Origin of the sequence: Arthrobacter sp. PsM3 (assembly GCF_030433895.1) — a bacterium.
Taxonomy (GTDB): Bacteria; Actinomycetota; Actinomycetes; order Actinomycetales; family Micrococcaceae; genus Arthrobacter.
Map to the genome: position 1 here is coordinate 1 of NZ_JARUXE010000047.1, position 22,115 is coordinate 22,115.

The following is a 22,115-nucleotide window of genomic DNA, read 5'->3' on the forward strand; positions in this document are numbered from 1 at the left end:
CGCGGCAACACCCGCCACCGCTCCCGCGGCAACACCCGCCACCGCTCCCGCGGCAGCCGCTGCCACAGCTCCTGCGGCAGCGGCCGCCGCCGGTCCGGCAAGCTTCCCGGGACAGCCGGAGGCCTAAGCTCCCGAACGAAAGGGGAGGCAGCCGCGCCGCGGGTGCCTCCCCTCTCCAGTGCGCGGACCGCCCGTGCGAACCCTGCAGGCTTTACCGGGGGTGCCGTGGTCCCGTATACTTGAGTATTTGTCCGGCTCGTTCAGTCGGGCGGAACAATTAAGCTTCGCGAAGCGTTTAATTCAGTGACGATTTGTCCGGTATGGGTCCAGCTGAGACGGCGCAACGCAAACAACAGTCCGGTGCGGCCTCACGGCCCCCGGCAAACGCAGGGCATGACCCTGCGAACCGAATAGAGGGAGAAAAGATGAGCGATCGCAGCCTGCGGGGTATGCGCCTCGGCGCACAGAGCATGGAGACTGAATCCGGCGTCGAACCGGCCCCGCGCCAGCGGGTTGAATACCGTTGCGCGGACGGCGAGCAGGTATTCGTGACCTTCTCCTCCGAAGCGGAAATCCCCCCGGTATGGGTGTCGAAGACCGGCAAGGAAGCCTTGCTCGTCGACGGCGAACGCCCCGTGAACCTCAACGAGAAGGCAGTCCGCACGCACTGGGACATGCTCCTGGAACGTCGCTCACTGCCTGAACTCGAGCAGATCCTCGCGGACCGCCTGACGATCCTGCGCGAACGCCGCGGCGAACGGCGCTCAGCCTAGCCAGCCCGCGCACCCGCCACTTCAAACAACGCGGGGTCACTTACAGCCCATCCTGATGCCTCGGATGGGCCGGTAGTGACCCCGCGTTGTTTTGGCTTAAAGGCCGGCGCACTTACGCCGGCGCCAGTTAGGCCTTCTTGCCGGGGAGCTTCCCGGCGAGGGTGTTCCAGCGGGCGGTCAGGCCCCACCGGGTGACATTGATCATGGCTTCGACCACGATGTTTCCGCTCATCTTCGAGTCCCCCAGTTCCCGCTCCACGAAAGTGATGGGGCGCTCCACAATCGTGAGACCGAGCTTGGCGACCCGCCAGGCCAGGTCCACCTGGAATCCGTAGCCTACCGAATCGACGGTGTCCAGGTTCAGTTTTTCCAGGGTGCTCCGGCGGAACGCGCGGAAGCCTCCGGTGACGTCCTTAATCTTCAGGCCCAGCATGAGCCGCGCGTAGGTGCTCCCCACCCGGGAGATCGCCTGCCGGTACAGCGGCCAGTTGACGACGCTGCCCCCGGGTACCCAGCGGGAGCCCATGGCGAGGTCGGCGCCCTGTTCCACGGCCTCGAGGAGCTGGGGAAGCTGCTCGGGCTGGTGCGAGCCGTCGGCGTCCATCTCCACGAGGACGTCGTATCCGGCTTCGAGCCCCCACTTGAAGCCGGCGATGTACGCGGCCCCGAGTCCGGCCTTGCCCGCACGGTGCATGACGTGGACCTGGCTGTCCTCCGCGGCGAAGCGGTCCGCCAGCTGCCCGGTGCCGTCGGGGCTGTTGTCGTCGACAACCAGGACGTCGGAGCCCGGCACAGCCGCGCGGAGGCGCTCGAGGGTCTTGGGCAACGATTCCAGCTCGTTGTAGGTCGGGATGATCGTGAGGACACGCACAGCGAGGCCTTTCCTTGAAGGGAGCGGTCGAACGCCGGGCGGACTGTGGTTAGCTGTCACCAGGCGCAGCTCTCCATTATAGGGAGTCGCCGGAGCGTCCAGGGCCCATCCCCCGGCCCATCAGAGTCCTCCCGGGCAGGTCCACCCGCTGCGGGCCAGTTGCGGCAGCCCGTGAAATAGGCCGCCGGAACCGTTTTCTACTGCGAAGTGGACCCGCCCCCTGGGAGTACCCATGGCCACGACCAGGGAGGCTGCCGCGCTGGCGGCAACCTGGAGCTGACCGGGGGACGTCCGGAGGCTGCGGTCTCCGCAACCCTCCGTTGACCCTCAATGCTACGGGCAGGCCCTGATCTGTCAACCGCTCCGTGACCTGCCGTTTCATCCGTCGTCGCAGGTCAGAGCCGTGTTGCGGGGGGACAAGTTTCGGGACGGGCCGGGCGGACGGGGCGCTGGCCGTCAGGCCCGGAGCGCCCCGCTGGAGTACAGTTCCAGGCCGTCCCTGACCGTCTGCAGGCAGCCCGGCTCGGCGCCGGTGTCCAGCGCCGGCAGCAGCGGCGTCCGGGCCCGGGGGTCCGTGCTCCACGACTGGACCCGGCCGTCGGCCACCTGGACCATCAGCTCCTCGACCTCCCACACGGCGAAGCTCGCGGGGGCGCCGGGTACCAGCTGTCCCGCCATCGGGTTCGGGTACCGGGCAGCCCGCCAGCCCGCCCGCGTGTGTCCGAGGAACGCCGCACGGGCAGAGATCTGCTCCGCCGGGTTGTTGTGCTGCAGGCACGCACGGACGCTGGCCCAGGGACGCAGCGGCGTCACCGGGCTGTCACTGCCAAAGCAGATCGGGACGCCGGCGGCGTAGAAGGAGGCGAACGGGTTCATGCCGGCGCGCCGGGAGCCCAGCCGCTGCTGGTAGAGACTGCCCTCACCGCCCCAGGCAGCGTCGAAGCCGGGCTGCGCACTGACGGAAACGGAGTACTTGGCCAGCCGGCTGATCGCCTCCGCGTCGGCGAGCTCCACATGTTCAAAGCGGTGGCCCGCGGCGCGGACCTTCTGCTCGCCGACCTCCGCAGCCGCCTGGTCCAGGGCGTCCAGCGCGGCGTCGAGGCCGGCGTCGCCGATCACATGGAAGCCCGCCTGGATGCCCAGCAGCGAGCACGCTGCCAGGTGGGCCGCCGCTTCCGCGACCGAGAGGTACAGGCTGCCGCGTTCGCCCGGGGCGTCGCTGTAGGCCGCCCGCAGTGCCGCGGTCCGCGAACCGATCGAACCGTCGATGTTCAGGTCCCCGGCGAGGCCGAGCACGGACACGCCCAGGCCGTCCAGGATCGACTGGGCATGTTCCGCCGAGTCGGCCAGCTGGCCCCAGTACGGCAGGATCTCCGGGGCCGCGTCCGGCCCGGCGTTCCAGGCCGCGGCGAGCTGGAGGTCCTCGGTGCTGCCGATGTGCGGCGCCGCCATTTCAGCCAGGGCCACGTAGCCGTTGGCAGCCGCTTCGGCCAGGGCCCGCTGCTGGTAGCCGCGGATCGCGGCGGCGGGCAGCCGGCGCGCAGCCAGCCGCGCGGCGGTGTGCGCGGCACGTTTGACCTGGCCGCCCGCACCGGCGCCCTCGATCCCGTCGAGGCCGGCGGTCCCTGCCAGCGAGGAGGACACAAGGGCGGAGTGCACGTCGACCCGAGAGAGGTACACCTTGCGCCCGCCGGAGGCCCGGTCCAGGTCCTCCCGGGACGGCAGCGTGGAGTCCGGCCACTGGGTCTCGTCCCAGCCGTGGCCCAGCACGGCCCCGCCCGCGCCGGGAGCGGAGGCGCTGAAGCTGGCGACGGCGTCGAGCAGTTCCCGGGCGGAGCGTACCCCGCCCAGCTGCAGGGAGTCCAGGGCGATGCCGGTCTCGGTGAGGTGGACGTGGGAATCGACGAAGCCGGGAGCCAGGAGCGCGCCCTGCAAATCGATGACCTCCATTGAGGAATCGGCAATCGAGGTCGCCGCCTGTTCGGAGCCAACCCAGGCGACGGTGTCGCCGTCGACCAGCATCGCCGTCGCGAAGGGGTCGGCGGCGGTGTAGACGGAACCGTTCCGGTACAGCGTCACCTTGTGCGGCGCGGGGGTGGCTGGTGAATCGGTCATGGGGCGGTGACTCCTTGGGGCTGGTGTCCGGCGCGGGCCGGACGGTTTCAACGGTGGTGGCATGATCCGGTGGTGGCATGGTCCGGTGCTGGCATGGTCCGGCGGTGGCATGAACCGGTGCTGGCATGAACCGGCGGGAGGGCCGGGCCGCGGCGGTCAGGCCACGGAGGAATACGCAACGACGCCGCGTTTGATGAGCTTGATGGCTTCGCCGCACAGCCGCGCCACCCGCGGGTCCAGGGACGGTATTTTGGCCAGCTGGTCCAGCAGGTCGATGACCTGTTTCACCCAGCGGACGAAGTCGCCCGCGGCAAGGTCCGTGCCGCTGAGGACGTCCTGCAGGTGCCGGCCCCTGGCCCACTTGAAGATCGGCCAGACCAGGCCGAGCTCGGGTTCGCCGGTGAGCGGGAGCTTATTGGCCTCCTCGACGTCTTCCAGGGCGGACCATTCCTGCACCACAATGTCGACGGCGGACTCGAGGGACACGCTCGGCATCTTGGGCCGGAGCCCGCGGTCCTCACGTTTGGCCTGGTAGACCAGGACGCTGGCCAGGGCGGCGACCTCGGCGGCGTCAAGGTCACTGAAAGCCCCCAGCCGCAGGGACTGGGAAATCAGCAGGTCCTTCTCGCCGTAGATGCGGCGCAGCCGCTGCCCGTCGGCGCTGATGGTAAGCACCCCGGCGTCGGAGGTTTCCAGGTAGCCGTAGCTGGACAGGACGCCGCACACCCGGTCGAAGGTCTTGGCGATGGTGTTGGTGCGGCCCTGGATCTGGCGGACCAGCCCGTCGGTCTCCTGGCGGAGCTTCCAGTAGCGCTCAGACCAGCGAGCGTGGTCCTCGCGTTCACTGCAACCATGGCACGGGTGGGCGCGGAGCTGGCGGCGCAGCTCGGTGATCTTCTTTTCAAGGTCCGGCTGGGCTGCGGCGCGGCCAAAGTCCTCGTTCCGGTTCGGCGGCGCCGGGGGCCGGTTCTCACGCAGGGCGTTGCGGACCGAGGACGCCAGATCGCGCCGTGACTTGGGCACCTTGGCGTTGAAGGATTTCGGGATGCGGACCCTGGTGATCGGGGCCAACGGCCCTTCCACGTCCTGGGTGCCGATCCGCCGCAGCTGGTTGTCCAGGGTCATCACGGCTGGCCGAGGCTCGCGGGAGTGGTGGTCGGAGCTGAGGACGACGGCGAGGCCGGGTGCGCGGCCGGTGGGTACGTCCACCACGTCCCCGGGGAGCAGCCGGCTCAGGGAGTCCTCGGTCACGGATTTCCTGGCCCGTGAGCTGGTCTGGGAGGCGTTCTTCTCCGCGTCGGAAAGCGCACGGCGGATCCGGGAGTAATCGGTGAAGTCGCCGAGGTGGCACGTCATCGCCTTGGCGAAGCCCGCCAGGGATTCCTCCCGGCCGCGCACCTGTTTCGCGAGCCCGACCACGGAACGGTCGGCCTGGAACTGGGCGAAGGAGGACTCAAGGATCTCCCGGGCTCGGGGCCGGCCGAACTGTGCGAGCAGATTGATGGACATGTTGTACGTGGGCCGGAAGCTGGAGTTCAGCGGGTACGTGCGGCGCGAGGCGAGGCCGGCGACGGAGGCGGGGTCCGTTCCGGGCTGCCACAGGACCACGGCGTGGCCCTCGACGTCGATCCCGCGCCGGCCGGCGCGGCCGGTCAGCTGGGTGTACTCCCCCGCGGTGATGTTGACGTGTGCCTCGCCGTTGAACTTCTCGAGCTTCTCCAGCACAACAGAGCGGGCCGGCATGTTCACGCCGAGTGCCAGGGTTTCGGTCGCGAACACGGCCTTAACCAGCCCGTCGACGAAGAGCTTTTCCACAACTTCCTTGAAGGTGGGCAGCATCCCGGCATGGTGGGCCGCCAGGCCGCGCAGCAGCCCGTCGCGCCAGCTCCAGAAGCCCAGGATGTCCAGGTCGTCGGAGGGGATGTCCTGCGCCGCCTCATCGACGCGCCGCGCAATGATGAGCTGCTCCTGCTCGGTGGTCAGCCACAGCCCGGCGGCGACGCACTGTGCCACGGCGGCGTCGCAGCCTGCGCGGGAGAAAATGAAGGTGATGGCCGGCAGCAGGTCCTGCCGGTCCAGGCTGGCGATGACCTGGGGGCGGCTGGCCTTCCGGACCGGGCTGCGCGGGCCGCCCTGGGGGGCCTCGTCGCGCTGGTTGTGCTGGCGCCGGACGTTCCGGCCGCCCTGGCCAAAGCGGCCCCGGAAGTTCATCTGGCTCTCGGCGCGGGCCATGGAGAGCAGCTCGGGGTTGACCTCGAACCCCGTGCGGGCAGCCAGGTCCGCGGTTTCCGCGGTGGCGGCGACGGCGGACGCGGCCGCCGCGCCGGCCGGGGCGATCTCATCGAAGCTGGTGTCGCCGGCGAAGAGGTCCACGATCTTCCGGCCCACCATCACGTGCTGCCAGAGCGGCACCGGCCGGTGCTCGGAAACGATCACGTCGGTCTGGCCCCGCACCGTGTCCAGCCAGGCGCCGAATTCTTCGGCGTTGGACACCGTCGCGCTGAGGGAGGCCACCTGGACTTCGCTGGGCAGGTGGATGATGACCTCTTCCCAGACGGCGCCGCGGAACCGGTCCGCGAGGTAGTGGACCTCGTCCATCACGACGTAGCCGAGGTCGCCCAGGGTGCTCGAATCCGCGTAGAGCATGTTGCGGAGCACCTCGGTGGTCATCACGACGACGGGGGCGTCGCCGTTGATGGACGTGTCGCCGGTCAGGAGGCCCACCCGGTCGGGGCCGTACTTGTCGGCCAGCTCCGAGTACTTCTGGTTGCTCAGGGCCTTGATCGGGGTCGTGTAGAAGGCCTTGAGCCCGCGCTGGAGCGCCAGGTAGATGGCGAACTCCCCCACGATCGTCTTGCCGGCACCGGTGGGGGCGGCCACCAGGACGCCCCGACCGGCCTGCAGGGACAGGCACGCCTCGCGCTGGAAGTCGTCGAGTTCGAAGGCGAGGGAACGGAGGAAGCCGCCCAGATAGGTTTTGGCTTCTGCGGCCCGCTCGGCGCTGGCTCGGTAGCGGTCAGACGGCGATTCCGGCCCGGGTAGTGAGGACATGCTTCCAGCCTAATGCGCCAAGGGCTAGAGATTCTCCAGCTCGGAGCTGGGAGTCGCCTGGTCCGCGGTCGCTTCGGTCTCGGCGGCCCTTTTGACGGCACGCCGTTCGCGGCGGCGGTCGTTCAGCAGGCAGAGGCCGATGGCGGCGAAGAAGAGGATCAGCATGGGTCCGGCGAGGTAGAACATGCTCATCGCGTCCGCGCCCGGTGCCGCCATGGCGGCGAAGAGGCAGACCAGGAACACGGTGATGCGCCAGCTCCTGAGGAGCTGCTTGCCTTTGATGATCCCGGCCAGGTTCAGCCCGACGAGGACCACCGGCAGCAGGAAGGCGATGCCGAAGGCCAGCAGCAGCCGCAGCACGAAAGAGAGATACACCTGGGCGCTGATGAAGTTCGAGCCGCCGGCAGGGGTGAAATCGGTCAGCACCCGGACCGCGTTCGGAAGCACCAGCCACGCCAGCAGGACGCCGCCCACAAACAGCGGAACGGCGGCAGCCACGAAGGACAGCGCCATCCGCCGTTCCTTCTTGTGCAGGCCGGGGACGATGAAGGCCCACAGCTGGTAGAGCCAGACCGGGCTGGCAACGATCAGGCCCAGGAAGACGGACACTTGGATCATCAGGTCAAAAGAACTGGCCACACCGTCAAAGTTCAGCGTCGCCTGCCGGCCTTCATGCGTGTTGAGGTCGCTGATGGGTTTGATCAGCGCCGCGAGCATGGGCTGGTAGACAAGGAATCCGACGACGGTGCCCAGGAGTACGGCGATCGCGGACTTGAAGAGGCGGTTCCGCAGTTCCTTCAGGTGATCGAGGAGCGCCATCCTCCCCTCGGGGTTCGACCGGCGGCTCATGGTTACTGCCACGCGTTGCTAGGCGCGGTTCGGCGGCGGAACGTCGGTTCCGTCTGCGGCGCGGGTCTCCGCGCCGTTGGACTTCGGGTGGTTCACGACCCGGCCCTCGACCGGCTCGGAGCCGTCGGCGGCGTCCGTGGCGCCGTCTTTTTTCATCTCCCGGACTTCCGACTTGAAGATGCGCATCGACTGGCCCAGGCTTCGGGCCATGCCGGGCAGCTTCGGTGCAGCGAAAAGCACCAGTGCCAGAACGATGATGATGATGAGATGCCAGCCTTCAAGCCTCATGACAGGAGGTCCTTTCGTTTGAATACATCCTATGTCTAACTGAATTCGATGTCGCGCAGCCGCTGGGGCTGGCCGCGGTCCAGTTTGCGCTGGACGCGCCGCTTGCGGCGCGCTTCCTGACGGGCAAACTTGGCGGCGCGGTAGTCATGCCCCATCTGCGCGGGTGAGGCAAAAACCGCGGATCCGGGTTCCGGCAACGGTCCCTGCGCGTCCTGTGCCCCGGCCCCGGTGAACGCGTCCCCGGCCGCCTGTGCTGACGCCTGGGGTGCGGACGGGAAGGCGGAGAACCGCTCCCCCGCCTCCCCGAGGTCCTTGAGTGTTGCCATGAACTTCCGGAACAACCGGACGCCGAGCACAACGAAGAACAACAGCGACAGCGCGACGAGCGCTATCCAGATTACGATCCAGGACCACCAAGGCATGCTGAGTAGTCTAGCCGCCGCGCTGGCTAGTCTTTATATTGGGCCAGGGCGGCGGCCAGCCACTGGCGTGAAGCGTCGGCGAGGTTTTCGGGCTGCAGGATCCGGGCTGTCCCGCCGTGCTGGGCCACGAACATCGGCAGCCAGTCCGTGCTGCCGAAGCGGATTTCAGCTAGCAGCCCGCCGTCGGGCAGTTCCGCCGTCCGTTCCGCGTAATACTCGTCGGCGACGCCGGCGCCGCGGCGGGTCAATTCAACCACCACCACCGTGTCGTCGTCGTTGGGGGTGAAGAGTTTGACGGGGAAACTCCCGCAGGGCGTGGCCGTCTCCGAGGCGGGCAGGCCGGTGGCTTCGAGCACCTCGATCCGGTCCAGCCGGAAGTTGCGCAGGCCCTGCGCGGAATGGCAGTAGGCCTCGAGGTACCAGGTGTTGTCCAGCGAATAGAGCCGCAACGGGTCGATGCTGCGTTCGGAGACGCTATCGCGGAGGGGGGAGAAGTAGCGCAGCCGCAGCTGGGCGCCGGTCCGGATGGCTTCGCGGGCAGTTTCCAGGGCTGCGGAGTTGCCCGGCCCCACCTCGGGTCCGGACAGTGCCGCCGCCTTGAGCCCCTCCTCCCCCGCTGCCGCCATGAGCTTGAGCGTGACGGATTCCAGCGCGCTGCTCTCGGCGAGCTGAGGCAGGCCGTTGAGCGTTTCCAGGCCGGTCAGCAGCGCACAGGCCTCCTCCACGGTGAAGCGGACGGGCCGTTTCAGGTCGAGGTCCTGGCTGATGGTGACATGGTCGTCGTCCCACTGGATGTCCAGCAGGTCGTCGGGGTAGCCCTCCGGCAGGCCGGAGCAGATCAGGATCCGCAGGTCCGCTTCCAGTTCGTTGCGGGTGATTCCGAAGTTCGCTGCCACTTCGCTGATGTGGAGGCCCTGGTTGTGCACCAGGAACGGCACGAGCTGCAGCATCCGGGCCAGCTGGTCCTCGGACGTGCGTTTGCGGCCGCGCCGGGCCGCCGGGATAGCGGCCGCCGGGAAGGCGATCGCCGGGACCGGCGCGGCGGCAAAGTCGGCTGCGGCCGCCAGGCGGCGCCGCACGGACGCCACGAGTTCAGGCGGGGACACCACCAGGACCCGGGGCCCGTAGGATGCGAGTTCCTCTGCGAGGGTCTCGGCGTCCCGGTACGGCACACCGAGGCGGTCCCGGCCGGGTTTGGGCGGCCCGGCAGGGCCGCCCGGGACGGCGCCTTCCGGGATGGCGGCGCCGGGGAGGGCCCGTTGGCGGAGACCGAGCAGCCTGCCCGCCTGGACGTCGACGACGGCGGTGCGGACCGGCAGCTCCGCCAGCCCCGCGAGTTCGGCGCGGACGTTGAAGTCCGCCGGCGGGGTGAAGTGTTCCTTGTCCAGGATGGTCACGGCCGAAGTGATGCGGGAGAGCCGGAAGAAGCGCTTCTCCCCGCGGGTCCGGTCCCGGGCAACGAGGTACCACTGGCCGAAGCGGCTGCCGAGGCCCCACGGCTCCACGAACCGCTCTTCCTCCTTGCCGGTGCTGCCGGCGAGGTAGCGGAAGCTGACCGGGTGCTGGGTGTGCATGGCGGCGACCAGGTCCTCGAAGGCCTGGCCGGCGGGGCGGATCCTCGGCTGGACACCTGCGGGGAGTTCGGCATCGACGAGGCCGCCGGAGGCCTGCAGCTTCCGGACCGCGTTGATGGCGGCGGAGCCCAGGGCGGCGTGCTCCCAGAGCTGGGCGGCGAGGATGAGCACTGTGCACTCTGCCGGGGTGAGGCTGACGTCCGGAAGCCGGTTGGAGTCCTTGCCGATCCGGTAGCGGGTGGTGGCCGGATCATCCGAACCCCAGCCCTTGTCCCGGACCGTCTCGACCTCGAAACCGAACTGCCGCAGCTCGCCCTTGTCGCGTTCGAACATCCGGCCGAAGGCGACGTCGGTGCTGGTGGTGTCGTGGTAGACCTTCTCGCGCAGCTCACCGCGGCGGAGCCCGTATGTGGTGTTGAGCAGGGCGATGAGCAGGTTCAGGAGGCGTTCTGTACGTGAGGCTGACACCCCGCAAGGGTACTAAAGTCCCTGCCCGAAACTGACAAAAGCGCGGCAACAGCCGGAAGAAGTTTTCCGATTGTTGCCGCGCTTTGTGGATCCGGACGGCGCCGGGCCTGGACGGCCGGTGCCGGGGCCGGTGGGTGCTAGCGGACGCCGACGAGGTCGACGACGAAGATCAGGGCCTCGTTGGGGCCGATTGCCCCGCCGGCGCCGCGCGAGCCGTAGGCCAGCTCGGAGGGGATTTCCAGCCGGCGTCGGCCGCCGACCTTCATGCCCAGCAGGCCCTGGTCCCAGCCCTGGATGACCTGACCGACACCGACGCGGAAGTCGAGCGGTGCGCCGCGGCCCCAGGAGGCGTCAAACTCTTCGCCGGTGGACCAGGCCACGCCGACGTAGTGGGTGGAGACGGTGTCACCGGCCTTGGCCTCGGCGCCGTCGCCTTCGATCAGGTCGGTGATGACCAGCTCGGTGGGAACGTCGCCCTGGGGGAAGTCAATTTCCGGCTTCTGGCGGTCAAGGTTGCGCTGTCCAAATGACATGGTTGCTCCTTCTGGTGTGGCTTGGGGTTGGTGCGGGTATGCGGTTACTTGACGCCGAGGATGTCGACGACGAAGACGAGGTCGCCCTTGGCGTCACCCTGGCCTGCGTCACCGTAGGCAAGGTCCTTGGGGATGACCAGGAGGACCCGGGAGCCGACAGTTTTGCCGGCAAGGCCCTGGGTCCAGCCCTTGATAACACCGGTCAGCGGGAAGGTTGCCTTCTCGCCGCGGTCGAAGCTGGAGTCGAAGACCTTGCCTTCGGCCAGTGTCGCGCCGACGTAGTTCACGGTCAGGGTATCGGTTTCCTTGACCGCGGGGCCGGTGCCCTTGATGAGGTCCTGGGACACGAGCGCGGTCGGCGCGGCTACGCCTGCGGTGGTGATCTCCGGGATGCCCTTGTCATTGTCCTTGACGGTCGGCAGTCCGGCCGGCGGGGTGACGGCCTCGCCCTCGGGCTTGTCCAGGACCGGCGGGGCGTCCTTGGCGGAGAGCACCTTGACGACGAGGACCTGGGTGGGCTGTGCGGGGGTATCCGCGGCACCCGCGGCACCCGGGGCAGCGGCGTTGCCGGGGACGGCGAGGGCCAGCTGGGAGCCCACTTTGGCGCCTACGAAGGCGTTGTAGATGACCGGGCTTTCGGTCTTCAGCTTGTCAGTGAGTTCCAGCTCTTCGGGGTCCTTCGGGAAGGTGTCTTCGAGGGTGGATCCGTCCTTGCCGCTGAGGGCAAGGATGGAGATCGAAGCGATCTGGTTCGCCTTGACCCGGTCGCCCTCGCCCTCCGTAACCACCTTGACGGTGGGTTCCTTGACCTCGAGGGGCTTGGTGAATTCGACACCGGGGGCCTTCTTGTCGCCGTTCTCCGTCAGCTTGAGGGAGTCCAGCTTAGCGGTCTCGCCGGCGGACTGGCTGGTGGGTTCCGGGGCGGCCGGTTCGCCGCCGCCGCAGGCAGTCAGCAGCAGCAGTCCGGGAAGAAGAATTGCAAGTAGTCGGCGCACTTAAGAACTTTCGTCGGGGCAGGATGGACGCCTCGCCGGGCAGTTGCCAGCGGCAAAGCAAGCGTTGGCCGCGAACGGCAACCCCTCCAGAATAACGCGGAAAGCTGGGTATCAGCCCATAGAGCTCAGCAGGGCATCCACCCGCTCGTCCACACTGCGGAACGGGTCCTTGCACAAAAGGGTCTGGTGGGCGCGGTCATTGAGCTTCAGATGGACCCAGTCGACGGTGTAGTCGCGGCCCAGTTCCTGCGCGCGCCGGACGAAGTCGCCCCGGAGTTTGGCGCGGGTGGTCTGCGGCGGGGCGTCCACCGCGTCCTTGACCGCGGTGTCATCGACCACGCGGCGCACGGCGCCGCGGGACTGGAGCAGGTAATAGAGCCCGCGGGTGCGCGAGATGTCATGGTAGGTCAGGTCCAGCTGGGCGATCCGCGGCGCGTCGAGGCCCAGGTTGTGCCGTTCGCGGTAGTTGTCCATGAGCTTCTTCTTGATCGCCCAGTCCACTTCGGTGTCGATGCTGCTGGTGTCGCCGCTTTCAATCGCATCGAGTGTGCGTTCCCAGAGGTCCAGGATCAGGGGAACGTGGGCATTGTGGGCGCCCTGCTCGGCGACGAACGCCGTGACCTTGCCCAGGTATTCGCGCTGGATTTCCAGGGCGGTGAGCTGGCGGCCGTTCGCGAGCCGGACGAGGGCGCGGCCGCTGAGGTCGTGCGAAATTTCCCGGATGCTGCGGATCGGGTTCTCCATCCGCATGTCGCGCATGATGACCCCGGCTTCGATCATCCGCAGAATCAGGTCAACGGTTCCGACCTTGAGCAGCGCCGTAGTCTCGGACATGTTGGAGTCGCCCACGATCACGTGCAGCCGGCGGTAGAACTCCGCGTCGGCATGCGGCTCGTCGCGGGTGTTGATGATTGGCCGGGACCGGGTCGTGGCGGAGGAGACGCCCTCCCAGATGTGGTCCGCGCGCTGGGAGAACGCGTACGTGGCCCCGTGCGGGGTCTTCAGGATTTTGCCGGCGCCCGCGATGAGCTGGCGGGTCACCAGGAAGGGAATCAGGATCTCGGCAAGCCGGGAGAATTCGCCGCGGCGCGGGATGAGGTAGTTCTCGTGGCTGCCGTAGGAGTTTCCGGCGGAGTCGGTGTTGTTCTTGAACAGGTAGACGGTGCCGTTGAAGCCCTCCGCCGCGAGCCGTTCCTGCGCCTCGTCGACGAGGTCATCGAGGATCAGTTCCCCGGCCCGGTCGTGCGCGATCAATTGGGCGAGGTCGTCGCATTCCGCGGTGGCGTACTCCGGGTGTGATCCGACGTCGAGATACAGCCGGGAGCCGTTGGTGAGGAACACATTGGAGGACCTCCCCCAGCTGACCACCTTGCGGAACAGGTAGCGGGCCACCTCTTCGGGGGCCAGCGGGCGGGACTCCGGGCTCGAGTAGGAAATCCCGAACTCGGTCTCAATGCCGAAAATGCGCTTGTCCATCTCAGTTCTCCTCAGCCAGCAGTGTGGTGATGTCTGCGTCTTCGAGCCGGCGGAAGGCGCGTCGGGTGCCGCGGCTGCTTTCCGAGCCGCGGTCCAGCACCGCCACCTCCACGGCCGACGCCGGCAGCGTGGTGGTCTCCTTGTCGGCCACGAGGCCGGCCAGGGCTAGCCTGATGGCGCCGGCGAAGTCGAGGTCGCCCTGCCAGCCCGCAGCGACGGCCTCCGACACCTTGTCCGCCTGGCCGCCCATCACAATGAAACCGCTTTCGTCGGCGATCGACCCGTCGAAGGTCAGCCGGTACAGGTGGTCCAATTCCGCGGAAGGGCCTACCTCGGCCACGGCGAGCTCGACTTCGAAAGGCTTCTGTTCCGCGGTGAAGACCGCCCCCAGGCTTTGCGCGTAAACGCTCGCGAGGCCCCTGGCCGTGACGTCCTCCCGGTCGTAGGAGTAGCCGCGCACATCGGCGTAGCGCACCCCGGCCTGGCGGAGGCTTTCGAATTCGTTGTATTTGCCCACGGCGGCAAATGCGATCTTGTCGTAGATCTCGCCGATTTTGTGCAGCGACGGGGAGGGATTCTCGGCCACGAGGGCGATCCCGTCGCGGCAGCTGATGACCACCACGGAGCGCCCGCGCGCGATGCCTTTCCGCGCGAAATCCGCGCGGTCCTTCATCAGTTGTTCGGGCGAAACGTAGAACTGCTGGGTCATCTCAGGCCTCCCGCTGGGCCACGGCCCTGGATTCTATGATGGTGCCGGCCATGGCCGCGAGCTCCCGCTCCGGAACCCGGAACGCCCCGGTCCGGTTGACGATGTAAACCACCGGCCAGAGCTGCCGGACGGGGTCCGGGCCGCCGGTGGCGGAGTCGTCGTCGGCGGCGTCGTACAGTGCCTCGACGGCGACGGCGACGGCCTGCTGTTCCGTGAGGTTGGGCCGCCAGAGCTTTTTGAGCGCGCCGCGGGCGAACATCGAGCCCGACCCGACCGAGTGGTGCTCCTGCTCCTCGTACCGGCCGCCGGTGACGTCGTAGGAGAAGAGCCGGCCGACGCCGGCGGGGCGGTCGAAGCCGGCGAACAGCGGCACGACGGCGAGGCCCTGCATCGCCATCGGCAGGTTGCTGCGGATCATGGCGCCGAGCCGGTTGGCTTTGCCGTCGAGGCTGAGGAGGGTCCCTTCGATCTTCTCGTAGTGTTCGAGTTCGACCTGGAAGAGCCTGGTGATGTCGAGCGCGATTCCGGCGGTCCCGGCAATGCCAAGCACCGAGAACTGGTCGGCCGGAAACACCTTCTCGATGTGCCGGCTGGCGATGACGTTGCCCATTGTGGCGCGCCGGTCCCCCGCCATCAGCACACCGCCGGCGTAGCTCATCGCCACGATCGTGGTGCCGTGCGGCACCTGCAGGGGTGTGGCCGGGTTGCCCGCCGGAAGCTGCTGGCCCTGGCCGAAAGGCGATTGGCCGAAAGGCAGTAGGTCAGGCCGCTGGCGTTGCAGATGTTCAGTGAAGGAGGACGTGGCGTTGGCTGCTACCTGGTTGGCGGTGGTTTCCTGCACTGGTGCACTCCCTCAACGTAGTGAATCAACGGCTTCCGGCCCTCAGCCCTGTGTCGGCGCAACCCATGGGCCGCCGCGGTCCGGCGGTGCTACTGGCCGCCTTTTTGGACAAATGCGCGGACGAACTCTTCGGCGTTGGACTCCAACACCCCGTCGATCTCGTCCAGCAGATCGTCGACGCCCTGGGTGGCGGCTGACGCCTGCCCCTCCGCGGGGGCGGGAGGTGCGGCGGGGACGTCCTCGTCGACTTCGGTGTCCCGCGACTGCGGCTGCTGCTGCTCCTGGCCTGCCATTGTTTTCTCCTTTTGTCCGTCCCTTTTTCGCAAGGGACATCCTGTAAGCCATATTGCCACGCCCGGGGCTCCGGCGGGGCCCTTTTCTTCAGGAACCGGGCGGGAGTCCCAGCAGTTCGGCGAGGAAGGGCCCGGCTTCCCGGTGCCGGGCAAAAAGGCCGCCGGTGAGTGCCTCGGTGCCACGCAGCGGTTCGCGTGTGGGGACCCGCTGAAGCCGGCCGCGGCCGGGCACATCGAAGATCACGGAGTCCCAGCTGGCCCCGACTACGCCGGCCCCGAAACGGCTGACGCAGCGGCCCCGGAAGTAGGCGCGGGTGTCCGACGGCGGTTCGGTGACCGCCCGCTGGATCAGGCCGTCGTCGACGATCCGCTGCATGCGGTCCCGTGCCAGCAGGCGGTAGTAGAGCCCCTTTTCGGGCCGGATGTCAGCCCACTGCAGGTCCACGAGCCCCAGCCGGGCGTGGCCCCAGTCCAGCCCGTCGCGTTCCCGGTAGCCGTCCAGCAGGGAGAGTTTCGCGAGCCACTCCACGGAGGATGCGGCGGCCGCCCGGTCGCCGGCCAGTTCGGTCAGCGTCGCCGACCAGCGTTCCAGCACCTCGTGGGTGTGCCCGTCCCCGTCCACGGCGTCGGCGACGCCGGTGTCCTGGGCGTGCTTGGCGGCGGCCTCGTAGTAGATCCACTGCAGGTCCAGGGCGGTGATCCGCCGCCCGTCGAGCAGCCGGACGGTGGCCTTGAGCGAGGTGTCGTGGCTGACGGACTGCAGCGCGGCGACCGGCTCGTGGACTTCGATTTTGGGGGCCAGGCCGGCCTCGATCAGGCTCAGGACCATCGCGGTGGTGCCGAATTTGAGGAAGTTGGAGGCCTGGCTGAGGTTGGCGTCACCGATGATGACGTGCAGCCGGCGGTACTTGTCCGCGGTTGCGTGGGGTTCGTCGCGGGTGTTGATGATCGGGCGGCGGATTGTGGTTTCGAGGCCGACCTCGGTCTCGAAAAAGTCGGCCCGCTGGCTGATCTGGTAGCCGGGGCGGGAGCCGTCCTGTTTCATGCCGACCCGGCCGGCACCGCAGATGATCTGCCGGGTGATGAAGAAGGGGGTCAGGCCGCGGACGATGTCCCCGAACGGCACCGTGCGGGGCATCAGGTAGTTCTCGTGGGACCCGTAGGAGACGGATTTATTGTCGGTGTTGTTCTTGTAGAGGTTGACCGGCGGCAGGTCAGGGTCGGCGGCCAGCCGCCGCACCGCCGCAAGCGCCACGAGGTCTCCGGCAGCATCCCAGGTGACGGCGGCGCGCGGGTTGGTCACTTCGGGGCTGGAGTACTCGGGATGGGCGTGGTCGACGTAGAGCCGGGCGCCGTTGCCGAGGACCATGTTCATGAGCAGTGTGCCGGACTCGTCCTCGCCGTCGGCCTCCAGTTCCTGCCGCCCGTAGGCGAGGGCGACGGCCTCGGCGTCGAGGACGGGCGGCTGGTCGGTCAGCTGGTCGGGGTCTGCCTGGCTGCGCTCCAGCGTCCAGCCGCGGGCGTCATGCAGCGGTTCCTCGTCGGTGTAGTCCCAGCGGGTCTCGGCGCCGCCGGCGGCGCGCTGCCGTGTCACCTGGGCGTACGCCTGGATCACCCGGGCGGACATCATCGTGGCGTTGGCCCCGGGCGCGGAGGGCGCGTGGATGCCGTATTCGGTCTCCGAGCCCATCACCCGCATGGCTCCGCCCACCGGCAGCCCGCCGGAAGGGCCGGCCGGCCTGCCGGGAACAGCCGACGTCACAGGTACTGGCCCGTGCTCGGCATCGTCTCGATGGACTTGCCGGGCTCCTGCCCCGCCTTGCCCTGGACGATGGTGCGGATGTACGTGATGCGTTCGCCCTTCTTGCCCGAGATCCGTGCCCAGTCGTCCGGGTTGGTGGTGTTGGGCATGTCCTCGTGCTCGCGGAACTCGTCAACGACTGCCCGCAGCAGGTGGTCGATGCGGATGCCCTTCTGGCCCACGGTGAGCAGGTCCTTGATGGCGTACTTCTTGGCCCGGTCCACGACGTTCTGCACCACGGCGCCGGAGTTGAAGTCCTTGAAGTAGAGCATTTCCGTGTCACCGTTGGCGTAGGTGACCTCGAGGTATTCGTTGGACTTGTCGGTGGAGTACATGGCCTCCACGGTGCGCTGGACCATCGCGTCCACGGTGGCCTGGACGTCACCGTGGTGCTCGGCGAGATCCGACTCGTGGAACGGTAGGTCGGCGGTGATGTACTTGTTGAAGATGTCCGCCGCGGCCTCGGCGTCGGGGCGGTGGATCTTGACCTTGACGTCCAGGCGGCCCGGCCGCAGGATCGCGGGGTCGATCATGTCTTCGCGGTTGGACGCGCCGATGACGATCACGTTGTCGAGCCGCTCCACGCCGTCGATCTCGCTGAGCAGCTGCGGGACGATGGTTGTTTCCACGTCGGAGGAGATGCCGGTGCCGCGGGTGCGGAACAGCGAGTCCATTTCGTCGAAGAAGACCACCACGGGGCTGCCCTCGGACGCCTTCTCCCGGGCGCGGGCGAAGATCAGCCGGATGTGCCGTTCGGTCTCGCCGACGTACTTGTCCAGCAGCTCCGGTCCCTTGATGTTCAGGAAGTAGCTCTTCATGTCGGTCTTGCCGGTGCGTTCGGCGGCCCGGGCGGCGAGGGAATTCGCGACGGCCTTGGCAATCAGCGTCTTGCCGCAGCCCGGCGGACCGTAGAGCAGGATGCCCTTGGGTGCTTTGAGGCCGTGCTCGCGGTACAGGTCCGGATGCAGGAACGGCAGCTCCACGGCGTCGCGGATCTGCTCGATCTGCGGTCCCAGGCCGCCGATGTCCTGGTAGGTGATGTCCGGCACTTCTTCGAGGACGAGGTTCTCCACCTCGGAACGCGGGATCTTCTCAAGGGCGTAGCCGGTGCGCGAATCAATGGAAAGGGCGTCGCCAACGCGGAGTTTCTGCGCCAGCAGGGCGCCGGAGAGCCGGATGACGCGTTCCTCGTCCGCCCGGCCGACCACCAGGGCCCGGTCCGTCCCCAGCATTTCCTTCAGGGTGACAAGGTCCCCGGCCCGTTCGTAGCCAAGCCCGGCGACCACCATCAGCGCCTCGTTCAGGAGGACTTCCTGGCCGGCAGCGAGCTGGTTGATGTTGACCAGCGGGCTGATCCCCACCCGCATCTTGCGGCCGGCATTGAAGATGTCCACCGATTCCTCGGTGGCGGCATGGCCGCCGTTGGCGGCGGAAGGTTGCCGCTTCGGGTTCAGCTGCAGCACGGTGCCGAAGCTGTACGGCGGCTGGCCCTCCTGGTCGAGTGCGTTCTTGAGCCGAAGGATTTCCGCTTTCGCGGTCTCCAGCATGCCCACAAGCTTGGAGTTGTTCTGCGTGGCGGCGGCGAGCTGGCGGTCAATATGCCGGAGCTTGTCCCGGAGGATATTGACCTGCCGCTCGGCCACGGAGAGTTCGCTGGCCGCGTAGCGGCCCCCATCGGTGGCGTGCGCCTGTCCCGCGGCGGCTGCCGCGTCCTCTGCCGGCGTCTGGCCCGGATCGGTGTTCGGAGTCTCCATCGTGCATCAGCCCCTTCCTACGCTTCTATTAAGACATTAGCCCCAAGAAGCCGGACGCCGCTGAAGACTTCCGAAATGCGGACTACTTTGTAATATCCGGATCGTCCACGACGTTCGTTCCGGCGATGGCGTCCCGGGCGGCCCGGCGCAGTTTCTTGTCCGAGACCGCGCGCTCCCCCACGGCCCCCGGCGTCCAGGCGTTGACGTCCTCTTCGTTGAAGCCGGTCTTGGACGGGCGGCGCTTCACGGAGATGCCCGTCACGCCGTCGGCCAGCCGCCGGGTGACCAGGAGGAAGCCGGTATGCGCGACCATCCGGTGGTCGGGGCGCACCGCCAGACCCTCAAGGTGCCAGCCGCGGACCATGGATTCCCAGGCGTCGGGTTCGGTGAAGCGGCCGTCGGCGCGGATGGCCTCCGCGGTCCGGGACAGTTGGGTCACCGTGGCGACATAGTTGATCCAGACGCCGCCCGGCGCCAGGACGGTGGCGACAGCGTCGAGGCATTCCCACGGCGCGAGCATGTCCAGGACGACGCGGTCCACGGAGCCGGGCTCCTCGGTGCGGACCACTTCCTCCTGGAAATCGCCGATGGAGATCTGCCAGGCCGGGTGCGGTCCGCCGAAGATCGTCTCGACATTGCCGCGGGCGATGTCGGCGAATTCTTCCCGGCGTTCAAAGGAGTGCAGGTAGCCGTTGTCCCCCACCGCACGGAGCAGCGAGATGGACAGCGCACCGGAGCCCACGCCCGCTTCGACGACCCTTGCTCCGGGGAAGATGTCGGCCATGGTGACGATCTGGCCGGCGTCCTTGGGGTACACGACGGCTGCGCCGCGGGGCATCGAGAGGACAAAGTCCGCGAGCAGGGGGCGGAGCGTCTGGTACTGCTGGCCGACGTTGTTGACCACGACGGAGCCGTCGGGCTTGCCGATGATCTCGTCGTGGTTCAGGAAGCCCCGGTGGGTGTGGAACGCACCGCCGGCTTCGAGGCTGATCGTGTTCATGCGTCCGCGCTCGTCAGTGAGCTGAACGCGCTCCCCTTCACGGAACGGTCCACGGCGGCGTGCGGCGCCAACGGGGGCGGCGGCCGCGCGTGCCGCGCTGCCCGCCGGGGCGGCCGTGTGGATGGCTGCGCTGCCGGCGGTTGCGGCGTCGTCGGGACTGGTGCTGGCGGCGGTGTCGCTGCTCATGAAGATGTTCCTCACTTCTGTAAAGCTGGGTGGCCATGCATGGTGCCGGCGCTCTGGCTGCTGGTGCCCGGGGCCTGGTGGCGGGGCCGGAAATACACGACCGGCAGGTAACTCTACCGGTTTTGGCCGAACATCCGCTTGCCGGCCCCGGCGCCCTTGCCCGTGAGGGCGGCCAGGACAGCGGATTGCCGCAGGAGCCCGGTGACGGTGCCGTCGCGGTCCACGACGGCGTACTCCAGTCCGTCGAGCTGGGCCAGGTACTGGATCAGCTCCTGCCCCTTGGACCACTCGGGCACATAGGCGCCGGCGCCGAGGGCGTAGGAGACGGCCGTGACGGGGGTCGACGCGGCGGCCCCCGCGGGAACCGCTGCGAGGGCCCCGGCGTCGACCACGGCAGCCGGACGGCCGTCCGGGCGGAACAGCACGACGGCGGGAACTGCTCCGGTGCCGGCATCCCGCGGCAGCGCCAGCACATCGGCCACCTTGGCTGATTCGGGGAGGCCCACCGCAGGTTCGGCCAGGGCCCCGGCCTCCACCAGCGGCAGCCGGCCCCGCAGCTGTGCCTGCTTGATCGAGGCGGTGGCGCCCATCCAGAGGAAGCTGCAGACCAGCAGCGCTATGAGCATCAGCGAGGTGTCGGGCCGGCCGCCGCTGAGCAGGGGCAGCACCACGAACCAGCCCACGAGGGCGATCACGATGATCCGGCCTCCCCAGCCGGCGGCGATGGTCCCCTTTTCCTGGCTGCCGGTCAGCTTCCACACGGCGGATTCGACGATCCGGCCGCCGTCCAGCGGCAGCCCGGGCAGGACGTTGAAGATGCCGATCAGCAGGTTGGCCCACACGAAGATGTTGGCGAGGATGCCGGCGACGCCGGTGAGGTCCCCGGCGGTCAGCACGAGCCAGCCCCCGGCGGCCAGGACGAAGTTCGCCGCGGGGCCCGCCAGCGCGACGAGGACGGAGCGGCCAGGGGACGCGGTGAAACTCTCAAACTGGGTGTGGCCGCCCCAGAGGTTGAGGACGATCTTTTCGCTGGGCCAGCCGTAGATCTTGGCGGTCAGCGCATGCGCGAGCTCATGTACGAGGACCGAGAGCAGCAGCAGGACCGCGTAGGCGAACGCCACGAAGTACGCACCGATGCCCAGCTGCGGGTTGTTTGCCTGCAGCACCGGGCCGTAGACGATCACCGTGAACGCCGCAATGATGAACCATGAGTAGGCGAGGATCACCGGGATGCCGGCTATGCGCCCCAGGGTGATGCCCTCTTTGCGGTCCTGTTTCTGGGGATCCCGGCCGCTGCGGCCGCGGGTGTCGGTGTCAGTCATGGACGGCCACCCTGGCGGTGCCGCGCTCCCGCAGGCTGCCGCTGTCCGCGCCGAAGGTCGCGTCCGGGAACTCGTGGCGCAGCGCAACCAGCTCCTCGAGGTCGGCCACGGTGCGCCCGGCCAGGGTGTCCCATGTGGCGTGGCGCGGATCGTCCGGCAGCGGCATGATGTGGGGGATGGCGACAGTCAGCACACCGGAGGCGAGGGCGGCCGCCACGCCCGGCACGGAATCCTCCAGGGCAATGCAGTGGTGCAGCCCGAGTTCCGGATCCTGCTCCTGCAGCAACCCGACTGCCTTGAGGTAGGCCTCGGGGTGCGGTTTTCCCCGGGTGACGGTGTCGCCGGTGACCAGGAACTCGAAGTAGGGCTTCGGCAGGCTGGCGACGATCTCGCGGGCCAGCGGAGCCTCGGACATGGTCACGAGGGCGCAGCGGACGCCGGCGCCGTGGAGCTCGTCCAGCAATTCTCGGGCGCCGGGACGCCAGGGCACGGACGTGCGGACCTGGCTGATGACGTGGGCCGTCAGGACGTCGATGATCTCCCGGCGCTCCAGCCTAACGCCGGCCTCCTGCAGGAGCCCGGCGGAGAAGACCAGGGACTGGCCCACCAGCTGCATGGCTTTCGCATGGGACCATTGCCCGCCGTGCGCGGCAACCAGGGCGTGTTCGGCCTCGATCCAGTATGGCTCGGTGTCGACGATGGTGCCGTCCATGTCCCAGAGCGCGGCTTTGAGGAGGGGCTGGGGAGCTGGGGGTTGCATGCTTTCCAGTCTACGGCGCGGCGCTGGGAGGGGC

Annotated in this window: 19 protein-coding genes; 1 reads left to right on the forward strand and 18 read right to left on the reverse strand. The window is 68.4% G+C overall.

The window, feature by feature from the left end; translation table 11 throughout:
* Positions 1–425 precede the first annotated feature (425 nt).
* Positions 426–773: an RNA polymerase-binding protein RbpA gene (locus QCD75_RS18875; RefSeq protein ID WP_226761285.1), complete on the forward strand. Its 348-nt coding sequence runs from the start codon at positions 426–428 to the stop codon at positions 771–773.
* A gap of 127 nt (positions 774–900) precedes the next feature.
* Here the strand turns inward: QCD75_RS18875 and QCD75_RS18880 are convergent, their stop codons facing one another.
* The 18 genes from QCD75_RS18880 to QCD75_RS18965 form a co-directional block, all read right to left on the reverse strand.
* Positions 901–1,644, reverse strand: a complete 744-nt coding sequence (locus QCD75_RS18880; RefSeq protein ID WP_301230969.1) for a polyprenol monophosphomannose synthase — start codon at positions 1,642–1,644, stop codon at positions 901–903.
* 456 nt (positions 1,645–2,100) lie between these two features.
* The gene (locus QCD75_RS18885; RefSeq protein ID WP_301230970.1) at positions 2,101–3,759 is read right to left on the reverse strand and encodes an amidohydrolase; all 1,659 of its coding nucleotides are present in this window, start codon (positions 3,757–3,759) and stop codon (positions 2,101–2,103) included.
* Positions 3,760–3,915: 156 nt separating this feature from the next.
* On the reverse strand, positions 3,916–6,810 hold the full coding sequence (locus QCD75_RS18890) for a DEAD/DEAH box helicase (protein WP_301230971.1): 2,895 nt from the start codon (positions 6,808–6,810) through the stop codon (positions 3,916–3,918).
* Positions 6,811–6,834: 24 nt separating this feature from the next.
* A complete protein-coding gene (gene tatC / locus QCD75_RS18895; RefSeq protein WP_301230992.1) occupies positions 6,835–7,629 on the reverse strand; it encodes a twin-arginine translocase subunit TatC in 795 nt (264 codons plus the stop codon).
* Positions 7,630–7,677: 48 nt separating this feature from the next.
* Entirely contained in the window at positions 7,678–7,947 is a 270-nt protein-coding gene (tatA, locus tag QCD75_RS18900) for a Sec-independent protein translocase subunit TatA (protein ID WP_301230972.1), read from the reverse strand.
* A 35-nt stretch (positions 7,948–7,982) separates the two neighbouring features.
* Positions 7,983–8,369: a hypothetical protein gene (locus QCD75_RS18905; protein WP_301230973.1), complete on the reverse strand. Its 387-nt coding sequence runs from the start codon at positions 8,367–8,369 to the stop codon at positions 7,983–7,985.
* A 26-nt stretch (positions 8,370–8,395) separates the two neighbouring features.
* Positions 8,396–10,411 carry a helix-turn-helix transcriptional regulator gene (locus tag QCD75_RS18910; protein WP_301230974.1) on the reverse strand — a complete coding sequence of 672 codons (2,016 nt, stop codon included), beginning with the start codon at positions 10,409–10,411 and terminating at the stop codon, positions 8,396–8,398.
* A 137-nt stretch (positions 10,412–10,548) separates the two neighbouring features.
* Entirely contained in the window at positions 10,549–10,944 is a 396-nt protein-coding gene (locus QCD75_RS18915; RefSeq protein ID WP_226761292.1) for an FKBP-type peptidyl-prolyl cis-trans isomerase, read from the reverse strand.
* 44 nt (positions 10,945–10,988) lie between these two features.
* Positions 10,989–11,939 carry an FKBP-type peptidyl-prolyl cis-trans isomerase gene (locus tag QCD75_RS18920; protein ID WP_301230975.1) on the reverse strand — a complete coding sequence of 317 codons (951 nt, stop codon included), beginning with the start codon at positions 11,937–11,939 and terminating at the stop codon, positions 10,989–10,991.
* Positions 11,940–12,050: 111 nt separating this feature from the next.
* Positions 12,051–13,415: a Pup--protein ligase gene (pafA, locus tag QCD75_RS18925; RefSeq protein ID WP_301230976.1), complete on the reverse strand. Its 1,365-nt coding sequence runs from the start codon at positions 13,413–13,415 to the stop codon at positions 12,051–12,053.
* Position 13,416: 1 nt separating this feature from the next.
* Positions 13,417–14,124 carry a proteasome subunit alpha gene (gene prcA / locus QCD75_RS18930; RefSeq protein ID WP_301230977.1) on the reverse strand — a complete coding sequence of 236 codons (708 nt, stop codon included), beginning with the start codon at positions 14,122–14,124 and terminating at the stop codon, positions 13,417–13,419.
* 1 nt (position 14,125) lies between these two features.
* Entirely contained in the window at positions 14,126–14,965 is an 840-nt protein-coding gene (prcB, locus tag QCD75_RS18935; RefSeq protein ID WP_301230978.1) for a proteasome subunit beta, read from the reverse strand.
* Between the two features lie 89 nt (positions 14,966–15,054).
* Complete coding sequence (locus QCD75_RS18940) at positions 15,055–15,258, reverse strand: ubiquitin-like protein Pup (protein WP_024365265.1); 204 nt, start codon at positions 15,256–15,258, stop codon at positions 15,055–15,057.
* 88 nt (positions 15,259–15,346) lie between these two features.
* Entirely contained in the window at positions 15,347–16,957 is a 1,611-nt protein-coding gene (gene dop / locus QCD75_RS18945; RefSeq protein WP_301230993.1) for a depupylase/deamidase Dop, read from the reverse strand.
* A gap of 59 nt (positions 16,958–17,016) precedes the next feature.
* The gene (gene arc / locus QCD75_RS18950; protein WP_301230979.1) at positions 17,017–18,813 is read right to left on the reverse strand and encodes a proteasome ATPase; all 1,797 of its coding nucleotides are present in this window, start codon (positions 18,811–18,813) and stop codon (positions 17,017–17,019) included.
* A gap of 82 nt (positions 18,814–18,895) precedes the next feature.
* Positions 18,896–19,999: a tRNA (adenine-N1)-methyltransferase gene (locus tag QCD75_RS18955; RefSeq protein WP_301230980.1), complete on the reverse strand. Its 1,104-nt coding sequence runs from the start codon at positions 19,997–19,999 to the stop codon at positions 18,896–18,898.
* A 113-nt stretch (positions 20,000–20,112) separates the two neighbouring features.
* Positions 20,113–21,321 carry a site-2 protease family protein gene (locus QCD75_RS18960; RefSeq protein WP_301230981.1) on the reverse strand — a complete coding sequence of 403 codons (1,209 nt, stop codon included), beginning with the start codon at positions 21,319–21,321 and terminating at the stop codon, positions 20,113–20,115.
* A complete protein-coding gene (locus QCD75_RS18965; RefSeq protein ID WP_301230982.1) occupies positions 21,314–22,081 on the reverse strand; it encodes an HAD family hydrolase in 768 nt (255 codons plus the stop codon). The genes QCD75_RS18960 and QCD75_RS18965 overlap by 8 nt, the downstream gene beginning before the upstream one ends.
* Between the last annotated feature and the right edge of the window lie 34 nt (positions 22,082–22,115).